This window comes from Saprospiraceae bacterium (assembly GCA_016714025.1).
GTDB lineage: Bacteria > Bacteroidota > Bacteroidia > Chitinophagales > Saprospiraceae > Vicinibacter.
In genome coordinates this window covers 1,210,001-1,232,325 of sequence record JADJOB010000002.1, presented here as the reverse complement: position 1 = coordinate 1,232,325, position 22,325 = coordinate 1,210,001, and the positions used below count along the sequence as shown (strand labels likewise).

Below are 22,325 nucleotides of genomic sequence, written 5' to 3'. Positions count from 1 at the left end.
GAAATAATGGATCAAAAATAGAACAAAGCAGCCCATTTTGACGTTTAAAGCTATCTGAATAAAACAATTTAAGATGTATCCACCAGAATTAACCATCCCAATGACCCGAGAGCTGATTGAATCCGGCTTTAATTCCCTTGAAAGTGCTGAAGCTGTGGATCAGGCCTTTAAGGAACAAAAAGGAACCACTTTGTTGGTTGTCAATTCAGTATGTGGTTGTGCAGCCGCTTATGCCCGTCCGGGTGTACGCATTGCCCTTAACAATGAAAATAAACCAGACCAGTTGGTGACCGTTTTTGCAGGTGTGGACCGTGAAGCTGTTGCAAAAGCCAGAGAATACTTGTTGCCATATCCTCCTTCTTCTCCTTCTATTGCCCTGTTTAAAGACGGGCAATTGGTGCACATGTTGGAAAGACATCAGATAGAAGGTCGATCCGCACAAATGATTGCCGATAACCTCAGTGCTGCATTTTCTCAATATTGCAATTAATACACCATGCGTTTTATACTCCCATTTCTTTTAATCAGCATGTTTGCTGGTCATTTAGTTGCGAATTCCAATTTTCAAGATTCTTCTTATGCTATAAAAATAAAATACAGCAAGAAAGATCTTAAAAAAGAAATGCAGGATGTAAAAAACCTGGATAAACAGATTAAGGAATGGAATAAGGCCATTAAATCCAACAATCCGGATTATATGAATTCGCTGTTTAGTAAAACATTGGTAAGCATTCAAAAAGAACACAGCGAATTAAGCAACCGGGTATCATCCAGGAGCAAAGCCCTGATGCCACCAACAACCGTGAATTCAGAAGACCAACCTAAAGTATATAACCCCGAATTGAAAGATCAGATCAATCGGGTCAATAAAGCCGATATCATGGCTAAAAAAGTAGAATCTGAATATTTAAGCAATTACATTGCGGTTGTAAAGAACGAAAAAAACATCCTCACCAAATTGACAGCTATTGCCAGTTTTGATGAAGACACTAAACCGGAAATTTATCCGCAAATCGCCGCAGATTTTAATGCCTTTAAATCAGAAATGAAAGCGGAAATTGAATTGATGAAAAAGGAGACGGGGAAGAAATAAAAAATGCAGAATTGAATTAATTCTATAGCATCATTCTTATCCAAATATTTTGCACCTAATTTAGATAGAATCACCTAATTTTTCTAGCATTTAAAATTATTATATATGCTTTTCTTGATTCGATTGGCATGCATTAATTTATAATTTTCTCAATTGCCCGCTTGCATCTTTTCAAAGCAAAGCTTCAGATCAAATTAATATAATTCATAATATGTTTTAACTTTGCAGTTAGATCAGAAAATAACAGCCATGGCTCAAGCCCATAATTATACCGAAGAAAACATACGGTCCCTCGACTGGAAAGAACACATTCGCCTCCGCCCGGGGATGTATATTGGCAAATTGGGCGATGGCAGCAACATTGATGATGGTATTTATATCTTACTCAAAGAAGTCATAGACAATTGCATTGATGAATATGTCATGGGTTATGGCCGGGAAGTGGATATCGATATCAAAGATGGCATTGTAACGGTGCGCGACTACGGGCGGGGAATTCCCTTGGGCAAAGTAATTGATTGTGTTTCCCAGATCAATACCGGCGGAAAATACGACAGCAAAGCGTTTAAAAAATCAGTCGGATTGAATGGAGTGGGTACCAAGGCAGTAAATGCACTCTCGAATTATTTTAAGGTGCAATCCATCCGGGATGGTAAAACCAAAATTGCAGAATTTGAGCGTGGCAATTTAATCAAGGACAACAATCTAAAGTCAACCGATGAAGTCAATGGGACCATCATCAGTTTTAAACCGGATGAAAAAATATTTTCCCGTTTTCGTTTTGTTCAGGAATTTGTAGAAAGTCGTATCTGGAATTACGCATACCTCAACGCTGGATTGCGCATCCATTTTAATGGTAAAACCTACATATCAAAAAATGGTTTGAAAGATATGTTGGAACGCCGTACAGATGGCGAGCATTTACAATATCCCATCATCCACTTAAAAGGCGAGGACATTGAATGTGTGTTGACTCATGGCAATCAATACGGCGAACAATATTATAGTTTTGTAAATGGTCAATATACTTCTCAGGGGGGTACACACCTCAATTATTTCAGAGAGGCCATTGTTAAAACCATCCGCGATTTTTACAAAAAAGATTTTGACAGCAAAGACATTCATGCCGGTGCAATTGGTGCGATTGCAGTCCGCATTGAAGAACCCGTATTTGAATCTCAAACCAAAACCAAACTGGGATCGACCGGGATCAGTCCGGAAGGAGCTTCTTTGCGCAACTTTATAGCAGATTTTGTTTGTAAAGAATTGGATTTGTTTTTGCATCAGAACACAGAAACCGCTAAAGAACTACTCAGTAAAATATTACAATCCGAACGCGAGCGCAAAGAAATAGCCGGAATTAAAAAATTGGCTAACCAACGTGCAAAAAAAGCCAATTTGCACAATAAAAAATTACGCGATTGTAAATACCATCTGACAGATACTAAATTAAAACCTGAACTTGCTGAAAACACCACCTTGTTTATTACAGAAGGAGATTCAGCCAGTGGTTCGATTACCAAATCCAGAAATCCGGAATTACAAGCAGTGTTTAGTTTACGCGGTAAGCCCTTGAATTGTTTTGGAATGACCAAGAAAATCGTTTATGAAAACGAAGAGCTTAATTTATTGCAACATGCCCTGGACATTGAAGACGGAATTGAAAATCTCCGTTACAATAAAGTAGTGATTTCAACTGATGCGGATGTGGATGGAATGCACATTCGTTTGCTGTTGCTGACGTTCTTTTTACAATTTTTCCCAGAATTGGTACGCAATGGACATTTATTTATTTTAGATACGCCTTTATTTCGGGTGCGGGATAAAAAACAAACCTTTTACTGTTATTCTGAGAAGGAAAAATCTGATGCTATCAATGCCCTTCGGGGTAAAGCAGAAATTACCCGATTTAAAGGATTAGGAGAAATCAGTCCGGATGAATTTTCAGGATTTATTGGTTCAAACATACGTTTAGAACCGGTTATCATTCATGAAGATTCACACATTGAAAAAATATTGGAATATTATATGGGTAAAAATACCGGAGATCGGCAGGATTTTATAATCGAAAATCTTCGAGTCGATCTGGATAAAATCAGTGCTGATACTGAAATGGCTACCGAAGAAGAACTCATCGCATAATCCCGCAGCGGATCAATTTCAAGCTGACAAACAGGCAATGATATTTTATATTGAAACCGATCGCCTCATCCTCCGTGATTTTTTGGAATCGGATGTGGAAGGGATGTATGAATTGGATTCCAATCCGGAAGTGCATCGTTATTTAGGAAACAATCCAATCAAAGAAATAAATCAGATCCCACCAATCATCCAGTTTGTCCGTCAGCAATATGAAGAAAATGGCATTGGTCGCTGGGCCGTCATCGAGAAAAAAACCAACGCATTTATAGGCTGGTCAGGATTAAAACTCGTCAAAGAAACCAGAAATCAACAGAATAATTATTATGATGTTGGTTATCGCCTCATACAAAAATATTGGGGTCAAGGATATGCCACTGAATCTGCACAAGCTTCCCTTAGCTATGGATTTGGTAAAATGAATTTAGAATCCATTTGCGCCGCTGCTCAAGCTGAAAACATCGCTTCCAACAAAGTACTTCAAAAATGTGGTTTGAAATTAATAAATCAATACTTTGAAAATGAAGTTTTGGAAAACTGGTATCAAATCACCCAAGCACAATGGCTCGATCGCATCCCATAAAAATGGGATTTTAAATCTCGGTTAAACCCAGATTTTTCTTTAAGTTTCGTAGTGAGAGTCAAAAGTCCAATAAAATCAAGTGCTCACAGTATATTTTTACCGCAGGCATAATCAATTTTATGTTGAGGATAAAAATATGAGTAAGCACTTGAGTTTGAAGGAGTTTTGGCTCGTAATAGAAAGTTAAAAAAAATCTGGGTTAAATCCAAAAAAAACTTTGCTTCGTAAGTTTGTCTATTAAACAAATAATATGATAGAGCTACTTGCAAACCTACAGCCTGTAATTTTAATTGGCATGTTGATCCTGATGTATGGTGTCGAAAACATATGGCCATATTTACAAAAAGCACCAAATCAAAAACAACACGACCTCCGAAATGCAGGAATGACCCTGATTAGTTTTGTTGTAAATGGTTTACTCGGCCTGGGCGTTTTGGCCAGTGTGGAATGGACAGCCAGTCATCAATTCGGCTTATTAAATCAAGTCAATTTACCGAATTGGACAGAGGTCCTGATTGGGTTGCTTCTGATTGATCTTGGGAGTTATGGCGTGCACAATCTTTCCCATCGAATCCCCTTGTTGTGGAGATTTCACCGGGTCCATCATTCCGATCCCAATTTAAATGCTACCAGTTCGCTGCGATTTCATCCGTTTGAAGTTGTATTAACCCAAGGCATCTATCAAGCAGCGGCAGTCGCTGTTTTTGGCATATCTATGACCACCTTTATAGTTTATGGAAGCATTGCACTGCCCCTAATTATTTTACAGCACAGCAATGTTAAATGGCCGGATTGGATCGAACAACCGGCACGCTATATTTTTGCTACTCCCGGCTGGCATAAAATTCACCACAGTGACGAACGACCATTAACGGATTCACACTTTGGAGATGTTTTTACATTCTGGGATCGCATATTCGGCACCTGGAAACCAACCAGACCCGAAGACATCCAATATGGTTTGAGTGAATTAAAAGAAGATTCTAAACAAAGCATTGGCTACCAGATGATGCTCCCTTTTAAGAAATAATTACAAATCAAAAATTACGAATTACGAATTTCAAATTACGAATTATGGCAGCGCAGCGGACATCCCGCGTGCTCGTGGAACGAATTACGAAATGAGCTTTTTAAGAATAGAAAATTTGGAGTTTAGCTTTTGCTTTATATTTTATGCTAAATCAAACAGACTCCTTATATCGTAATTCGTAATTGAATTTAAGAAATTTAATTATTAAGAAATCACTATAAATTTGTATCATTACACGAATTCGTAATTTGTAATTTGTAATTCGTAATTAAAACATGAACCCTTGGCACGACGTCAGTCCCGGTGATCATACGCCTGAACTTGTAAATGGAATCATCGAAATCCCTAAAGGGACTCGCGCAAAATATGAAATAGATAAAGTCAGCGGGCTATTAAAATTAGACCGTGTATTGTATTCCTCGGTATATTATCCTGCTAATTATGGATTTATACCCAGGACCTTGTGTGAAGACAAAGATCCTTTAGATATATTGGTACTTTCACAATTAGAATTTGTGCCACTATGTTTGGTTTCAGCAAAAGTAATCGGAGTCATGCGCATGGTGGATCAGGGCGATGCCGATGATAAAATAATTGCAGTATGTGCAGGGGATCCCAGTGTAAATCACATCAACGACATTTCTGAATTGCCAAAACATTTTATTTCTGAATTGCGCAATTTTTTTGAAGACTATAAGAAATTAGAACATAAAACAGTTTTGGTAGAAGATTTTCTTGACCATACCCTGGCAAAACAAATTATCCTGGATAGTTTTATTATGTATCAGGAAAAATTTCCTCAGGCTATGTAATAAAATACACAATTTAAATTATTTAGATTCAGTAATAAATTTTAATTCATTTTCATTTACAAGCCAATCTTTTAATACATTTCCATTAAGGTCTTTAAATTCTAATTTTAAAGTTCGTTCATTTGGTTTTCCATTTATAAGAAAACGGGTATAGTTATTTTGATTGACCGTTTTATCAGCTAATAAATCCGGATTATTAATTTCCCTTTCGCTTAAAATATGCAGACCAGCAGTAAGGGAAGAATTGACAATATCATACAAGTAATATCCATTTTTCAATTTTTTCCTGGAAATTTCGCTATGATGCCTGTCACCGGTTATAAAAATCACTCCATTGATTTGTTCGTCTTCAATAAATTGTAATAATTCCTGTTGTTCCAAAACGAAATGGACCATGCAATCATGGTTGTTGTATTGATTCAGAATTGGTGTACCATTTGCAATTATCTTAAAAGGCGCTCTGCTGGTCAACAATTGATTTTTAAGCCAATTCAACTGTTCTTTTCCCCACATCTGTTTATTTGGATTTGGTTGCCCGTTGATACTGTCCTTCATGTAATCCGAAGTCCTGAAACTCCTGTCATCCATTAAGAAAAAATCTACATCATTGTAACTAAACCGGGTATAAATCCCTCCCTGGTCTGCTACCTGAGGATTGCACCAATATTGATCAAACACCATACGCGTTTCCTCTTTATAAATAAATGATTGATTGTCATTGTTGAGTCCGTAATCGTGATCATCCCAAATCGCATAGTGCGCCATCTTTTTTAAGAAAGGCTGCAGGGCAGGTCTGCTTCGATCCCTGGACGCGCGATACCACAAACCCCAGTTACTGCCATAATCCACTTCACGATAATACCAATTGTCTCCAAGCCACAGCATAAATGCAGCGTCCTCCTTAGCCATTTGATTAAAAATACTCGAATCCCCTCCGTAGGGTTTACCCGGACGATCATAGACCGTTTCATTGGTGTAGGCACAACTGCCGGCTAAAAAACTAAAATCGGGTGCGGGAAACCTGTAATTCCACAGGATCTGGGTTTTAAAACGTCCTGAAGCGTTGGCAGGTCTTGTTTTATTGTTTACAATCAACTGATAGCGATAGTTTGTCCCAGGTTGCAATTCAATCAGACTAAATTTATCAATCTGGTGCTTAAACCTTACAAAAGATTCCGGGGAGAGACTTCTCTTTTGTTCCAAAGCATCTTCGGGCCAATATTCTAGTTTTAAAATACTTCCCGGCTTAGATTCGCACCAGATGGAGGCGGTTCGCAATTCTACCGGACCCAGCATCGGTCCGCTGATCAATTGACTCCTTATTTCTGAGGAAATAAAACATATAAACAATAAAAAATGCAACTTTTTCATTAGAATCGGGTCATTATAGAACAAAGATAGACTTCATTTTAACAAGCCATTTTAACTAATCAATATTTATCTTAGCCACTCAGTGAATACCGCATCCCTAAATACAAAATGTTCTAACTTTTTGAAATTTGCATTGGCATTCAGCTTACTGGGTTTGTTTGTACCCATTAAACTGGTAGCGCAAGATCAAAGTTTGATCCAATTTTCAGGGCGGGTATTTTCAGAATACAAACAAGCACTTCTGCCATTGCCTTATGTTGGCGTTGGAATATTAAGAACCCGACGGGGTGGATTTACCGATGATAAAGGTTTTTTTTCAATTGCAGTACAAAGAGGCGATACCATTCAATTTAATTATGTTGGATATAAAAAAGTGTTGCGATCTATACCCGTAGATTTCGAGGAGAATCAAATTTATTTAGAGCTTACTTTACAACCGGATACCTTTCAATTAGAACGAGCCATAGTATTTCCAATTCCATCAAAACAACATTTTAAACAAGAGTTTTTGGAAATGGATGTAAGTAATAAAATGAAAGAAATAGCACAGAAAAATATTGCATCCGATGTATTGGCTAAAATCGAACCCGGTGTTCCTTCAGACCCTCGGGCGCATATGAGTCTTTACATGGCTCAGGAAGCTCAAAAAGCCTATTACGATGGTCAATTCCAGCCGCAGAAAATTTTCAGTCCGATTGCCTGGATTGAATTTTTTAAAGCGCTCAAACGGGGCGACTTTAAAAAGAAAAAGAAATAATCTTTACTCTTTTATCAATTTCAGATTGTAACTTTTTAAGGAAGAATCCACTATAACAATAAAGTAAATGCCTGCTTGCCAATTGGAAACATCGACTTTATTTCCAACTGTGCTTGCTACCGTCTGTCCTAACTGGTTGTAAATTTTAATTTCTCTAATTGGAATGTCATCCGGATTTACAATTTCAAAATAGTGATGTGCAGGATTAGGGGCGATATATAATGGAGACAAATGCTTAACATCTTCATTGGCGACAATGCCACAATTTGGTAAATTGAAGGTCGGTTTAGAAGTAATTTTAAATAAACCGGTACCATCCGGACATCGCTCCATGGATTGATCTGTAGGTATTGCTCCAAAACTGACACTGTCTATAACCAAGCCATCCTGCCGGGTAAATATTAATTTTTCTCCACTGGCAGACAATTTAAAATTTGCATGAACGCCATTAGGTGTTTGACTGTCTTCGTCACACCAAACAATGAGTCTTCCTTTAGACGGAATCGAAATGCCTGATGGAAATTCAAATTTTTCCATATTGGAATCATCATCTGTCAGAAACAATTTGCTTAAGTCAACAGTTTGATTTGTGTTGTTATACAATTCAATCCAATCTTCGTATTTATCATCCGTAGTATCTAATACAGTCGATTGATTTGAACTCATAAATTCATTGATAACCACATCGCCCTTTTGAATATCCGTTAATTTTTCATTTACTTCCAAGGTATGATATTCAAATTCTGCTCTGCGAGGTGAAAACAAACCAATGGAATTATTTTCTGCATAAATATAAAATTGTGTTTTACGGGTTTGTGCAATAATATATGTACCATAAATACTGTCGCCGGCAATCCCATCCTGGTGGAGTCCATCGTCGTATAAGGTTTGATAAACAAAAGGGCTGAATTTATTTTTTCTATAACCAACAAACGCATTGTTTTGATTTGAAAGTTTTACTGAAACCCAAATTGAATCTCCAACAAATCGATTTTGAATGTCGGCCGTATAATTACCAATGACTGGTGGGATGTAATTGTATTCCGGAGTGGTTTTATAATAAGCAAGTCTGGCAGCTTGCAAGGTAAGAAGTCCTGGCGATCCGCTTCCTGGTCCGCCACCACTTGAAATTGCTGCAGTCAGTGAGCTTTGAAATTGGGTGTAGCTTGTAAGACTATTGGGATCATTTTTTACCAGCGTGTCAACGATGGACTGCAAATACTTAGCATTTGTTTCAAACCCATTTCCTGTAAAATTTTCCTCTGCTATCGTTTTTAAATGGGCCAGATACATCCGTTTGTATGTAGCATTACTCAACAAACTTGAAATCAGTGGACGATCTGCATTGGTCGACTGATATAAGATTGACAATTTATCGACAGAACCACCACTTCCCGGAAAACCTCCAAAGGACATGTTGAGATCCCAGATAACCGGTAAAAAGCGACCGTAATCGTCTTCATACAAATAATAATTTTGTGAAAAGGAACCCGTGTAACTGTCGTAGTTACTCATAACGTTATTAAACGCATGCATCCATAAACTTCGATCTACATCAACAATTTTTGGAATGTTACTGGTTTTAATCCGAAGACTATCCATCAATGCAATGAGTTTATACCAACCCACTGTATTTTCCATGCCATAATAAATCAAATATTTGCTGCTGTCATAGGTATTGAATTTCAAATTACTGGTTGAGTTATTTCCGGGTCGATCCGGATTGCCTTTTACAAATACATGATCGGAAGATCCAAAATGTTCGCTGCAAAATTTTTTATTGACGGTTTCAACGTTGGTATATAATCCCATTAAAGATCCATTAATATAGACTCGCGCAAAATTTGCAACCGAACAATCCATGTACTGAGATAAAATCTGATACGAAATGACTTCACGTATTGCAGAAGGATCAGAAAAATTATTCCCCAATTTTATACTTTCATAGTTTTGATAATCCTGATTTTTTACAAAGTCCAATTTTATATGCAGTGGATTTTTTATCCGACCTGCATTGTAACTGCTGTTTCCTTTGTATTTAACGCCGACACTATCATATCGAACCCCGTTAATCATGCAATAATCAGCTAGAATGTAATTTTCCTTACCTGCCTTGGCTGTATCCAATCGATAATCCCAATTGCTGTAACCAAAAAACAAGGATATCTCCTGGACTTTCTCCACATTATAAAAGTCATCCTGTGCCGGTAGGGTATGGGGTAAAAAAAGGCAAAAGATGCTTAGTAAAACAAATTGTACTGGTTTCATTTCAACAAAACTTAGAAAACTTAATTAAATAAGGAAGTGCCTAATCGAGCTTACAAATATACCATTCTCTTACGAAATTATGCGGTTACCGGTTGGTTACCGGCACAATTGCATTCCCCTTTTGATTTAATTTATCTGGCTGCAACAAAGAATTTCAATCGAGCTATACAACAATTGAATCATTTGACATTCAATAATTTAGGAATAAACAATCCAGGGTTTTTTATAATTAAAATGGTATTACTTTTGCCGATATTCTTTATATGAAAGTTACAGATTACCTTAAACAAGCTAATGGCAAAACCTTGATATCATTTGAGGTATTGCCGCCCTTAAAAGGAGGGAGTATTAATGCTATTTTTCAAAGTCTGGATCCCTTAATGGATTTTAAACCACCCTTTATTGATGTTACGTATCACAGGGAAGAGTTTTTATACAACATCCAACCCAGTGGATACTATCAAAAAATAGCTATCCGGAAACGGCCTGGTACCGTTGGAATCTGTTCAGCCATTATGCACCATTATGGTGTTGAAGCAGTTCCACACTTAATATGTGGAGGTTTTAGCAAGGAGGATACAGAGAATGCCCTCATTGAATTGCATTTTTTAAATATTCACAATGTGTTGGCCTTACGGGGAGATGCTCGAAAATTTGATGAAAAATTTATTCCGGAACCTGGAGGAAATGAATACGCGCTTGATTTAGTTCAACAGGTTGGCAGAATGAACCAAGGCGTCTATTTAGATCCTTCCATTGAAAATGGATCCCGAACTGATTTTTGTGTCGGGATTGCAGGCTATCCTGAAAAACATTTTGAAGCACCCAATATGAAATCAGATCTGAAATATACCCGTAAAAAAATGGAAGCGGGTGCAGATTATATTGTGACTCAAATGTTTTTTGATAATCAAAAATATTTTGATTATGTAAGTCAATGTCGTAAAGAAGGAATCGATATTCCAATCATCCCGGGAATTAAACCACTTACAAAACGTTACCAATTAGGTTCAATTCCAAGAAATTTTTACATCAACATCCCCGATGATTTGGTTAAAGAAATAAATAAAGCACAAACCGATTTAGCAGTTAAGGAAGCTGGGATTGAATGGTGCATTCATCAATGTAAAGAATTGATTAAAAATGGCGCACCCTGTATCCATTTTTATACTATGGGAGACAGTCAAACCGTTCGCAAAATTGTGGAACGCGTTATTTAAATAATAAAAAATAAATGAATGAATTCACCGCTAGTCATTGATCCTTTATTAAAATCCTGGATACCTTATCCACAAGATTCAGATTTTCCCATTCAAAATTTACCGCTTGGAATATTTTCAATATCAGATGGAATCCCAAAAGTTTGCTCAATTATCGGTGACCAGATTATCGATTTATTTGGTTTGTATTCTGATGGATTCATCCAATGTCCAGGATTGGAAATTTCTGATTTAGCAAGTGATTCTCTGAATAAATTATTAGAAAAAGGAAAAAGTAGCATCCGCGAAATTCGAAAGGATTTGGTTCAACTTTTTTCAGAAGCAAATACAAAAGACCAATCTCTAATTAAAAACCATTTATATCCTAAAGATTCAGTCAAATTGCATTTACCGGTAAAAGCAGGTGACTACACCGATTTTTACAGCAGTCGCGAACATGCCACTAATGTTGGAATGATGTTTCGCGATCCGGCGAATGCCCTTTTCCCAAACTGGTTAAATTTACCGGTTGGTTATCATGGTCGTGCTTCTTCTATTGTTGTTTCCGGAACAGACATTAAACGTCCTAAAGGACAGATCCTATTAAAAGACGGAGAAGCTCCCATCCTGGATGCAACCCGACAATTAGATATTGAGTTGGAAATGGCTTTTGTAATTGGCAAAGGAAATAAATTGGGTGATTCCATCCCAGTAGCTTATGCAGAACAACACATTCAAGGCTTACTTTTATTTAATGATTGGTCTGCTCGCGACATTCAACGTTGGGAATATGTACCATTGGGTCCTTTTTTAGCCAAGAATTTTGCTTCCAGCATTTCCCCGTGGTTGGTTGATTTAGATGCTTTAGAGCCTTTCCGCACCAATGGACCTGAGCCAACAGTCCCCTTATTAGACTATTTAAAAATTGATAAGCCATCGAATTTCAACATCGAATTAGCTGTTTACTTAATCACTCCGGACGGTACAGAAAATCTGATTTGTAAATCAAATTCGAAGTATTTATACTGGAGCATGTCCCAGCAGTTGGCACATCACACCATTAATGGCTGTAATATGCAAATAGGTGATATTTGTGCATCAGGAACAATTTCAGGTCCGACTCCGGAATCTTATGGTTCCCTGTTAGAACTTGCATGGAAAGGAACAAAACCCTTGTTGATGAAAGATGGCACTACCCGAAGTTTTTTGCAAGATGGGGATACCATAGTTATTAAGGGATTTGCACAACATGCCCAGTATCGCATTGGTTTTGGTGAAGTTTCAGGCCGGATCGTAGCCTAAGACAACAGGTCGTGCATTTTGTTTTTATTTAAATACGCACTATATTTGATTGGCGTTCATGTCGCTTTGAATTTTATTACTATTCCTAAATCTACCAGTTCAAAATCTGAGCTATGAAAATTAAAATAATCTCTGTATTGCTTATTTACTTTTTTATAAGTTCATTTACCTGTAAAAAAGAAGAAAGTCCATTATGTGCTCATTTCTATATTGAAGTTACACACGATACTCAGGACAATTTACTAACGGTCCAAACATTTAATGGATTGGGGCCATTTAAAATTGTTTGGTCAACTGGTGCGTCTGGTAATTCAATTGATGTGATTAAGCCAGGATTGTATAGCGTTACCGTTACAGATGGAAATGCTTGTGTAAGAACAAAATCAATTACCGTAAATTAATATTTTCTTGTAGCTCCGATTTGGGATTATAAATAAGCGATTTTAAAAAAACAACCAATGGCCTTTTACTTTTCCTTTTGAATTTATTTCCAGGCTTGGAGCTGGTATTTTAATAATATTGAAAATGCTTAATCCGGTCTTAAGAAAATGATTCTTAACTTTTAGCTTACTCAAATCCAAATCCAAAGAAAGATAGTATTGCCGGATTCGTTTTTCTGATTCTAAAATGTAGTGATCATTCGGAGTTACCCATTCATTTTTAAATCCACCATATAAATTATCGGATCCATAGCCAATAGCGACATTCAAATATGCTGGCCAAACAGAACGGACTTTATGTGAAAACAAGCCCGGATTGAACGATAACCAAAAAGTCTGAGCATTATAATCTTTTAACACACTATTGAAATACCCGCTACCATATAAATCCCTGGCTCGAGATTGATAGCTGGTCGTGTGACCAGACTTTCCAATAATTTCCTGGTCTGAGTATTTTTTTGGATATGCTGAAAGCTTTAATTTAAATTTTTGATCATCCCAAAGCACTTGTTGACCAACAAATAGTCCGGAACCTATCACATTAAAACAAACATCAGGCAAACTAAACCCGTATTCAGGACTAAAGCCATCCAAAACTTCAATTGTGGTTTGAAATAACATTGCAATTGAACTTCCCAAAATCAAGCTATTCTTTTTACTGAGTCCAGTCCACCGTGCGCCTTGATAACACAAAGCAGTTTGGAAATAGCTATCAAAACCATGCGCTACTTTATCCATTTGATTCCATTCACCAAAATCATTGAAGGTATGAAATGAAGTTTGTTCCGATTTCGAATACCAGGCTTTAAATAAACCGATTGAAAATGCAGAATACGTTGCAGCAGTAAATCCACTTGCAAGCAATACCCGACGTTTGTTAAACGTATCAGATGGAGTAAAAAAATTTTGAAAACCAGATTGAGCTTGAATAGAAGTTAGTATTCCACAAAAAAAAACCAGACTTAAAGCGCTCTGTTTAAGTCTGGTTGTAATATTCATATAATTTATGTCAATACGACTCGCAATTAGTAGCGATAATATTCCGCTTTGTATGGACCTTCTTTTTTAACTCCGATGTAATCGCTTTGTTTGGTATTTAATTCTTCTAATTCTACACCAATTTGTGCTAAATGCAAACGGGCCACTTTTTCATCCAGGCTTTTTGGTAAGGTGTATACCTGGTTTTCGTAACGATCTGCATGTTGCCATAATTCCAATTGAGCCATGCATTGATTGGTAAATGAATTACTCATTACAAAAGATGGATGTCCTGTAGCACAACCTAAATTGACTAAGCGACCTTCTGCCAATAAAATAATATCCTTTCCATCTATTGTATATTTATCAACCTGAGGTTTTATTTCGACATGTGTTTTTCCATAGGTATTTTTTAACCAGGCCACATCAATTTCATTATCAAAATGTCCAATGTTGCATACGATGGTTTTGTCTTTCATCAACCTGAAATGTTTTTCAGAAATGATATCACAATTGCCTGTAGCAGTCACGACAATATTTGCCAATTTAACTGCATTTTCCATTTTTAATACCTGAAATCCATCCATGGCTGCTTGTAACGCACAAATCGGATCAATCTCAGTTACGATTACCCGGCAACCTGCACCGCGTAAAGAAGCAGCTGATCCCTTTCCAACATCTCCGTAACCGGCAACAACAGCAACTTTACCAGCCATCATGATATCTGTTGCACGGCGAATGGCATCAACACAGGATTCTTTACAGCCGTATTTATTGTCAAACTTAGATTTTGTAACTGAATCATTTACATTAATACATGGTAAAGGAAGGTTGCCGTTTTTCATACGGTCATATAATCGCAATACTCCGGTTGTTGTTTCTTCAGAAATTCCACGAATGCCGCCGATAAGCTCTGGATAATGATCCAAAACCATATTGGTTAAGTCTCCTCCATCATCTAAAATCATATTTAATGGCTGACCATCTTTAAATGCAAATAATGTTTGTTCGATACACCATTCAAATTCCTCTTCATTCATTCCTTTCCAAGCAAAGACTGGAATGTTTCTAGCAGCGATTGCTGCTGCTGCATGATCCTGTGTTGAGAAAATATTACAGGATGACCAACTTACTTCAGCTCCTAATTCAATCAAGGTTTCAATTAAAACGGCCGTTTGAATGGTCATATGCAGGCATCCTGCTATGCGTGCTCCTTTTAATGGTTTGGATGGGCCAAATTCAGTACGAAGGGACATGAGTCCTGGCATTTCTGCTTCAGCCAACTCAATTTCTTTACGACCCCAGTCTGCTAAACTTATGTCTTTAACCCGATACTTTAAATGTGTTGCTACTTGCTCCATATATTCAAATTTTGCGCAAAGTTATTAATAAATTTCTTATAAAATAAGAACTTGACTCCTTGCGTGTTAATGGCTATTTAATAACAGCTTTTGCTGAATATTGTTGTACAAAATATTATCGAATATAGGGGTCAATTCGGGGATTCATTAAATTAAACCAAAGCGGTGGAATCAAGGCAATTAAAATACTGGCCGGATAACCAAAAGGCAATTGTGGACTCTGAAGCTTGCTTTCCAAATGCTGATATTTAACATCTGCTTTTTCATGATGGTGCGGATGGCGGGTCAATTCATATAAGAATATACGTCCTAAAACATGGTCTGAATTCCATGAGTGAAAATTCGAAACACGTTCAAATTGATGATTGTCCAAAAGGGTTCGTTGAAGTCCATAATGCTCTATATAATTGATGGCTTCTAATAATAGGATTGCAATAAGCGCAATTCCCAAAGCTGTGACCAGACCCAACAGACCTGCTATTAAATAGCAGACACCCAAATAACAAAACTGCAACACCAGTTGGCCAAGCAACTGATTTTTCCAATGAAAAAATGGTAGTTGACATTGTGTAAGTCTTCTCGATTCCAGAAAGATTGATTTTTTATATACACCTGTAATGCTCCGAATCCAAAAATGAAAAAGGGATTCATTGAATCTGGCTGAAGAAGGGTCTTTGGAAGTTGCTACATACTTATGATGCCAGAAATTGTGTTCGACAGTAAAATGCATATACAAAGCCGGTAATAATAATGCCTGGGAAAAGAGTTTATTGATCAACCCGGGTCTATGCCCTAATTCATGTGCTACATTAATCCCCATAACACCCGTACATATTCCCAAATTTAATACCAGCAAAATCCAAATCCAAAAATCAAGTTGCTGTGATTGCAACATGAATAAAAAGTAAAAATTAAGGAAATAAAGCAATGGAAGGTTTAAGTACAACAGGATATCAAAATAGATCGCATTGTTTTGTTGTTTTCGGATGTTTGCAGTTTCATTCGTTGAATTAATTGGTAAAAAGAATTCAAGTATTGGAATAAATACAAATCCAAGATAAAAGCTACCCGGTGCCAACCAGGATTGAAACCAAAGGCCCGTGAACCCTAGTATTGGAATAAAAATTGCAAATAGGTATTTCAATTAATATGGATTAATTCGTTTGGAAGGTATAAATATCCTGATAAAATAAACTATCTTTATTTAATCTTAATTAATACGTATGAACAAAGTTACTTGTTTTATTTTATGCTTGGTATTGCAACATCTCAGCCTACAGCTTCAATCGCAACAAACAATTCGCACTAATTTGCTGCATGATGGCCTTACCCGAACTTATTCCTACTATTTGCCGGCAAATTTTAATCAATCAAAATTATATCCCCTTGTATTCAATTTACATGGATACGGATCCAATGGAGATCAACAAGAATTTTACGGAGATTTTCGAAAAATAGCGGATACCGCTGGTTTTATATTAGTTCATCCAAATGGTACTGTATTTCCACAAACCACCCAGCAATTCTGGAATGTTGGATTAGTTGGCAACAGCAATGTAGATGATGTTGGATTTATTCATGCGATCATTGATACCCTCTCAAAGGTTTATTCCATTGACCCGGATCGAATCTTTAGTACCGGGATGTCAAATGGGGGGTTTATGAGTTATCATTTGGCATGTGTCAGCAATCGCTTTGCTGCCATTGCATCTGTAACCGGTTCTATGACTTTGTTGACACAGGCACTTTGCAAAAATGCGCAACCCATTCCCGTTATGGAGATTCATGGAGATGCCGATGCAGTTGTCAACTATAATGGAACAACCGGAGTTTTGGCTATCCCTGAAGTATTGGATTTTTGGATTCAAAAAAATGGTTTGGACAAACAAAAATTAATTAAAACATCGGTTCCGGATATCAACAAAACAGATGGAGCAACTGCAGAATTATACATTTATCCTGGAACGAATGAAGTTCAACATTACAAAATAATAAACGGTGCGCATACCTGGCCCGGTTCCCCTTTTGTAATTGGTACAACGTGTCAAGACATCAATGCGAGTCTCGAAATTTGGAAATTTTTTAGCAAGTACAAACGAAGTCTGGTTTCAACTAAACATGCAAGCAATTTTAATATTGAGTTGTTTCCAAACCCGGCTAATGATAAGATATTGATTTCTACACAAAGCAATTCAAATTTACCGATGAAAGTCGAACTGATTAACAGCGTCGGACAGAGTTATCTTTCAAAATGCTTAAATACTTCTCCGTATGAATTACAAATAACGAATTTGCCTCCAGGAATTTATTTTATAAATTTTATACAAGGATCAACTAAACAAACCAGGCGATTTATTAAACAATAATATTTTGATTCATATTAACCATGAAGTGCAGTTACATTGACTTTTTCAATCCCGATTAAATGCAATTCAATGTGGCGGTCGTGTGCTTTATTTTCAAATTCAGAAATGATTTCCAATATATCGTAGTCAATAAAATTGCATTCCCCACCATCGATAGTCAGAACGCAATATTCTGGGACTTCATCTAGTACCTGGCGTAATTTAACTTTATTTAAAAAGCTGACATTTGTATTTAGTTTGATGTATTCAGATTCAATTCCGTTTATTGTTTTTCTGGTAATTTTATATTCTGCTTTAAAATTATTTTGAATTATAAAATAAATTGATAGAAGTAATCCAATGCTTACTCCAATAAGTAAATCAGTAGACAAGATTACTAAAATCGTGATGCTAAAAGGAATGAATTGCTTCCAACCTAAACTCCCCATGTTGCGATACAATTTTGGTTTAGTTAAATTTAATCCTGTTACCAACAAGATAGCCGATAGCGATGCATAAGGTATCTTATTCAAAACAAATGGAATCAACAAGACTGCTAACAATAAAAACAAGCCATGAGTAAATGCAGCCATTTTTGTTCGCGCGCCTGCATCAACATTGGCTGCACCCCGTACCACGACAGCTGTTATTGGCAAAGCCCCTAAACAACCACAGGCTATATTTCCAACACCTTGAGCCAGTAATTCCTGATTGATCGGTGTAATACGATTCTTTTTATCCAACTTATCAATTGCTTCAATGCATAACAGCGTTTCCAGGCTTGCCAATAATCCGATCAGGATTCCATCTTTCCAAATTTGAAGCGAGTCAAACAATTTTGAAAAATCAGGAAATAAGATGCTTTCAAATAGATTATTAGAAATCTGAACCAATTGAGTTTGCTTTAAAGCATGCGTTTGAATATAATCATTTAGAAAGCTGTTGATTAATATTCCAAGCAACACAACAACCAGAGGAGCAGGAATTACTTTCCATTTTTTTACTTTGGGATGTTGAAAAAATAGCAAGATACCAATACCGCTTAGGGCGATTAATACAGCAGCACGTGTACTGTGATTGTAAAAATTTTGAATATTACCTAAAAAATGATTGGACGTAAATAAATTTAAGAATCCGCTGGTCCAGAAATCGGGTTGGTCATAGCCAATTGCCAGTGGAATTTGTTTCATGATAAGGATAATTCCAATAGCGGCTAACATTCCTTTAATTACAGAAGAAGGAAAATAGTTTGCAATCAATCCAAGTTTTAATACGCCAAGCACGATTTGAAAAGCGCCTGCGATGACAACGGTCAATAAGAATAGTTTATAATCCCCCATGGATGCAATGGAAGCTGCAACCAAAGTCGTGAGTCCTGCGGCAGGACCGGAAACAGCCAACTGAGAATTACTAATTAGTGGTACAACCATCCCGCCAATAATTCCAGAGAGCAATCCGGCATAGAGTGGGGCTCCGCTGGCCAATGCTATCCCCAGGCAAAGTGGGAGTGCAACCAGAAACACAGAAAGCCCTGCAGGCAGATCGTGTTTAAACCACATGATCTTATAGTATTTAATAGCTTTTTTCATACAAAGAAGCTTTACAGATTACGCAAAGTTAAGAATGATTGAATGCGAAAAGAATTAGACGAGCTGAGTTTGAATGCAGGATCGGTAGATTAGGAGAAATTAAATCGCTTGACGAACTATTTTAGTTTTTGATTATAAAGTATGATGTTTAAGAAAGAAATGATTTAATGATTGATTAAAGCCTTGGATGAGATCTTAATTGAATTTATTCAATTAAGTAAGAAACTACTTCAAGGAATTTGAATGTAGAAAGACTTATGTGTTGTCCATTAAGATTAGTTGTTCAGCAAACTGCAAACAAAAATCCGGGTGGAAGAAATTCAGTTAAGATTATTTAATAACACTGGTATTGTCAACAAAAAAAGTTTGAGTTTAAGAGAACGTTATAGACAATACGTTTCGTCAGAAATTTGAAATGGAATGCAAAAGAATTTCCAAGGAGGCAATGATGATTCAAAGAGTGGGAATCATATATTTTGGATAAGGCATAAAATAAAAAAAGCCCTGACACCAAAGTGCAGGGCTTTTGAAAAAAAACGGCAGCGTCCTACTCTCCCAGATTTGCGTCTAGTACCATCGGCGCAGAAGGGCTTAACTTCTCTGTTCGGAATGGGAAGAGGTGGAACCCCCTCGCTATAGCCACCTAAAACTTTTTCCCGCGATGCGGGATATTTTTTAAAAAAAAGGTTGGAAGAGAAAAAGAGCAGAAGATTTTGAAAAAAAAAGGAAGTTTAGGGGTAATTAGTACTACTCGGCTGAACGTATTACTACGATTTCACCTATAGCCTATCAACGTAGTCGTCTTCTACGACCCCATGTAACACTCATCTTAAGGATAGCTTCGCGCTTAGATGCTTTCAGCGCTTATCTAGTCCGTACATAGCTACTCTGCGCTGCACCTGGCGGCACAACAGATACACTAGCGGTACGTCCGACTCGGTCCTCTCGTACTAGAGTCAGCTCCCTTCAATGTTACAACGCCCACCACAGATAGAGACCGAACTGTCTTGCGACGTTCTGAACCCAGTTCACGTGCCACTTTAATCGGCGAACAGCCGAACCCTTGGGACCTTCTCCAGCCCCAGGATGTGACGAACCGACATCGAGGTGCCAAACCTCCCCGTCGATATGAGCTCTTGGGGGAGATCAGCCTGTTATCCCCGGCGTACCTTTTATCCTTTGAGCGATGGCCCTTCCATGCGGAACCACCGGATCACTTTAGCCAACTTTCGTTCCTGGTCGATCCGTCGATCTCTCAGTCAAGCGCCCTTATACTAATACGCTCTACGCATGATTACCGACCATGCTGAGGGCACCTTTGCAAGCCTCCGTTACTCTTTAGGAGGCGACCACCCCAGTCAAACTACCCACCACACACTGTCCCCTGTTGTTACAGGGTTAGAACCTAAATATAAAAAGGGTGGTATTTCAACGTCGACTCCACGATCACTAGCGTGACCGCTTCAAAGTCTCCCACCTATCCTACACATCTTATATTCAAGCACAATGTGAAGTTGTAGTAAAGGTGCACGGGGTCTTTTCGTCCCGTGGCGGGTAACCGGCATCTTCACCGATACTTCAATTTCACCGAGCTCATGGCTGAGACAGTGCCCAGATCGTTACACCATTCGTGCAGGTCGGAACTTACCCGACAAGGAATTTCGCTACCTTAGGACCGTTATAGTTACGGCCGCCGTTTACTGGGGCTTCAGTCAGAACCTTTGCTTGCGCTGAGCTCCTTCCTTAACCTTCCAGCACCGGGCAGGTGTCAGACCCTATACGTCATCTTTCGATTTTGCAGAGTCCTGTGTTTTTGTTAAACAGTCGCCTGGGCCATTTCTCTGCGTCCCACTTTTCAGTGGGAGTCTCTTTTCCCGAAGTTACGAGACTAATTTGCCTAGTTCCTTAGCCATGACTCACTCGAGCGCCTGAGGATATTCTCCTCGAATACCTGTGTCGGTTTGCGGTACGGGTTGTACAAATCTGAAGCTTAGAGGTTTTTCTTGGAAGTATGCTTGGAGCCACTATCACTTCACTCCGAGGAGATCCGTGTACTATCGTGTTTCAGTTCACCGGCGGATTTACCTACCGGATCAACACCTACGCACTTCAACCAACTATTCCGTAAGTTGGCGGGCTTTACGCTTCTCCGTCACCCCATCGCAATTTATACAAGTGCCGGAATATTAACCGGCTTTCCATCGGCTTCGCTTTTCAGCTATACCTTAGGACCCGACTAACCCTGATCTGATTAGCATAGATCGAGGAAACCTGATTCTTACGGCGTCACGCTTTCTCAGCGTGATAATCGTTACTTATGCCTACATTTTCTTTTCCAGAAACTCCACCACATCTCACGATATAGCTTCACTGTCGCTGGAATGCTCCCCTACCAGTGGTATCTTACGATATCAATCCATAGCTTCGGTAATACGTTTGATGCCCGATCATTTTCCGCGCAGAAACGCTCGACTAGTGAGCTGTTACGCACTCTTTAAATGAATGGCTGCTTCCAAGCCAACATCCTAGCTGTCATAGCATCTCCACTTCGTTTAATTCAACTTAACGTATATTTAGGGACCTTAGCTGATGGTCTGGGTTGTTCCCCTCTCGGCGATGGACCTTAGCACCCACCGCCTCACTGCTGGATATATGTCACGGCATTCGGAGTTCGTCAGGGGTTGGTAGGTGATGAAACCCCCTAGCCCTATCGGTAGCTCTACCTCCGTGACACTCCACTCCAACGCTGCACCTAAATGCATTTCGGGGAGTACGAGCTATCTCCGAGTTTGATTAGCCTTTCACCCCTACCCACAAGTCATCCAAAGACTTTTCAACGTCAACTAGTTCGGTCCTCCAGGGCGAGATTATCGCCCCTTCAACCTGCTCATGGGTAGATCACACGGTTTCGCGTCTGCCCCCACTAGCTATTTGCCCTGTTAAGACTCGCTTTCGCTACGCCTTCTCCGCTTAGCGGATTAAACTTGCTAGTGAGGAGCAACTCGTAGGCTCATTATGCAAAAGGCACGCAGTCATAGCGCCGAGGCGCTACTCCTAC

General features: G+C 38.2%; 17 protein-coding genes and 2 rRNA genes (1 of these 19 cut by a window edge). 11 read left to right on the top strand and 8 right to left on the bottom strand.

All coding sequences use genetic code 11. From position 1 onward, the window contains the following. Window positions 1-73: 73 nt before the first annotated feature. The 6 genes from IPJ80_08140 (at window position 74) to IPJ80_08115 (ending at window position 5,657) form a co-directional block, all read left to right on the top strand. A complete protein-coding gene (locus tag IPJ80_08140; GenBank protein ID MBK7913455.1) occupies window positions 74-490 on the top strand; it encodes a BrxA/BrxB family bacilliredoxin in 417 nt (138 codons plus the stop codon). A gap of 6 nt (window positions 491-496) precedes the next feature. Further along, entirely contained in the window at window positions 497-1,093 is a 597-nt protein-coding gene (locus tag IPJ80_08135; GenBank protein ID MBK7913454.1) for a hypothetical protein, read from the top strand. Window positions 1,094-1,342: 249 nt separating this feature from the next. Beyond that, window positions 1,343-3,235: a type IIA DNA topoisomerase subunit B gene (locus tag IPJ80_08130; GenBank protein ID MBK7913453.1), complete on the top strand. Its 1,893-nt coding sequence runs from the start codon at window positions 1,343-1,345 to the stop codon at window positions 3,233-3,235. Window positions 3,236-3,272: 37 nt separating this feature from the next. After that, window positions 3,273-3,815 carry a GNAT family N-acetyltransferase gene (locus IPJ80_08125; protein MBK7913452.1) on the top strand — a complete coding sequence of 181 codons (543 nt, stop codon included), beginning with the start codon at window positions 3,273-3,275 and terminating at the stop codon, window positions 3,813-3,815. Window positions 3,816-4,065: 250 nt separating this feature from the next. Beyond that, window positions 4,066-4,845 carry a sterol desaturase family protein gene (locus tag IPJ80_08120; protein MBK7913451.1) on the top strand — a complete coding sequence of 260 codons (780 nt, stop codon included), beginning with the start codon at window positions 4,066-4,068 and terminating at the stop codon, window positions 4,843-4,845. 275 nt (window positions 4,846-5,120) lie between these two features. Further along, window positions 5,121-5,657, top strand: a complete 537-nt coding sequence (locus IPJ80_08115) for an inorganic diphosphatase (GenBank protein MBK7913450.1) — start codon at window positions 5,121-5,123, stop codon at window positions 5,655-5,657. 18 nt (window positions 5,658-5,675) lie between these two features. Here IPJ80_08115 and IPJ80_08110 read toward each other — a convergent pair whose 3' ends face one another. Then, window positions 5,676-7,028, bottom strand: coding sequence for an alkaline phosphatase family protein (locus tag IPJ80_08110; protein MBK7913449.1), 1,353 nt, complete (start codon window positions 7,026-7,028; stop codon window positions 5,676-5,678). A 121-nt stretch (window positions 7,029-7,149) separates the two neighbouring features. Between IPJ80_08110 and IPJ80_08105 the strand changes: the two genes are divergently transcribed. Further along, window positions 7,150-7,785 carry a carboxypeptidase-like regulatory domain-containing protein gene (locus IPJ80_08105; GenBank protein MBK7913448.1) on the top strand — a complete coding sequence of 212 codons (636 nt, stop codon included), beginning with the start codon at window positions 7,150-7,152 and terminating at the stop codon, window positions 7,783-7,785. 3 nt (window positions 7,786-7,788) lie between these two features. On the opposite strand, the gene IPJ80_08100 is transcribed toward IPJ80_08105, so the two are convergent. Then, window positions 7,789-10,053: a CotH kinase family protein gene (locus IPJ80_08100; GenBank protein MBK7913447.1), complete on the bottom strand. Its 2,265-nt coding sequence runs from the start codon at window positions 10,051-10,053 to the stop codon at window positions 7,789-7,791. A gap of 263 nt (window positions 10,054-10,316) precedes the next feature. On the opposite strand from IPJ80_08100, the gene metF reads away from it, so the two are divergent. The 3 genes from metF (at window position 10,317) to IPJ80_08085 (ending at window position 12,955) form a co-directional block, all read left to right on the top strand. Next, on the top strand, window positions 10,317-11,273 hold the full coding sequence (metF, locus tag IPJ80_08095; GenBank protein MBK7913446.1) for a methylenetetrahydrofolate reductase [NAD(P)H]: 957 nt from the start codon (window positions 10,317-10,319) through the stop codon (window positions 11,271-11,273). An 18-nt stretch (window positions 11,274-11,291) separates the two neighbouring features. After that, complete coding sequence (gene fahA / locus IPJ80_08090; protein ID MBK7913445.1) at window positions 11,292-12,554, top strand: fumarylacetoacetase; 1,263 nt, start codon at window positions 11,292-11,294, stop codon at window positions 12,552-12,554. Between the two features lie 113 nt (window positions 12,555-12,667). Further along, the gene (locus tag IPJ80_08085; protein MBK7913444.1) at window positions 12,668-12,955 is read left to right on the top strand and encodes a hypothetical protein; all 288 of its coding nucleotides are present in this window, start codon (window positions 12,668-12,670) and stop codon (window positions 12,953-12,955) included. Between the two features lie 42 nt (window positions 12,956-12,997). On the opposite strand, the gene IPJ80_08080 is transcribed toward IPJ80_08085, so the two are convergent. The 3 genes from IPJ80_08080 to IPJ80_08070 all read right to left on the bottom strand — a co-directional run bounded on the left by IPJ80_08080 (window position 12,998) and on the right by IPJ80_08070 (window position 16,477). Further along, window positions 12,998-13,993 (bottom strand): DUF2279 domain-containing protein, encoded by a 996-nt coding sequence (locus tag IPJ80_08080; GenBank protein ID MBK7913443.1) that lies wholly within the window; start codon window positions 13,991-13,993, stop codon window positions 12,998-13,000. 26 nt (window positions 13,994-14,019) lie between these two features. Then, a complete protein-coding gene (locus IPJ80_08075) occupies window positions 14,020-15,333 on the bottom strand; it encodes an adenosylhomocysteinase (protein ID MBK7913442.1) in 1,314 nt (437 codons plus the stop codon). 115 nt (window positions 15,334-15,448) lie between these two features. Continuing rightward, window positions 15,449-16,477 carry an alkane 1-monooxygenase gene (locus tag IPJ80_08070; protein ID MBK7913441.1) on the bottom strand — a complete coding sequence of 343 codons (1,029 nt, stop codon included), beginning with the start codon at window positions 16,475-16,477 and terminating at the stop codon, window positions 15,449-15,451. A gap of 79 nt (window positions 16,478-16,556) precedes the next feature. Here IPJ80_08070 and IPJ80_08065 point away from each other — a divergent pair, with 79 nt between their 5' ends. Continuing rightward, window positions 16,557-17,699, top strand: a complete 1,143-nt coding sequence (locus tag IPJ80_08065; protein ID MBK7913440.1) for a T9SS type A sorting domain-containing protein — start codon at window positions 16,557-16,559, stop codon at window positions 17,697-17,699. A gap of 14 nt (window positions 17,700-17,713) precedes the next feature. On the opposite strand, the gene IPJ80_08060 is transcribed toward IPJ80_08065, so the two are convergent. The 3 genes from IPJ80_08060 to IPJ80_08050 all read right to left on the bottom strand — a co-directional run. Continuing rightward, a complete protein-coding gene (locus IPJ80_08060; protein MBK7913439.1) occupies window positions 17,714-19,267 on the bottom strand; it encodes a SulP family inorganic anion transporter in 1,554 nt (517 codons plus the stop codon). A 534-nt stretch (window positions 19,268-19,801) separates the two neighbouring features. Continuing rightward, a 5S ribosomal RNA gene (gene rrf / locus IPJ80_08055) occupies window positions 19,802-19,914 on the bottom strand. Window positions 19,915-19,988: 74 nt separating this feature from the next. After that, window positions 19,989-22,325: ribosomal RNA gene (locus IPJ80_08050) — 23S ribosomal RNA — on the bottom strand (it continues 554 nt past the right edge of the window).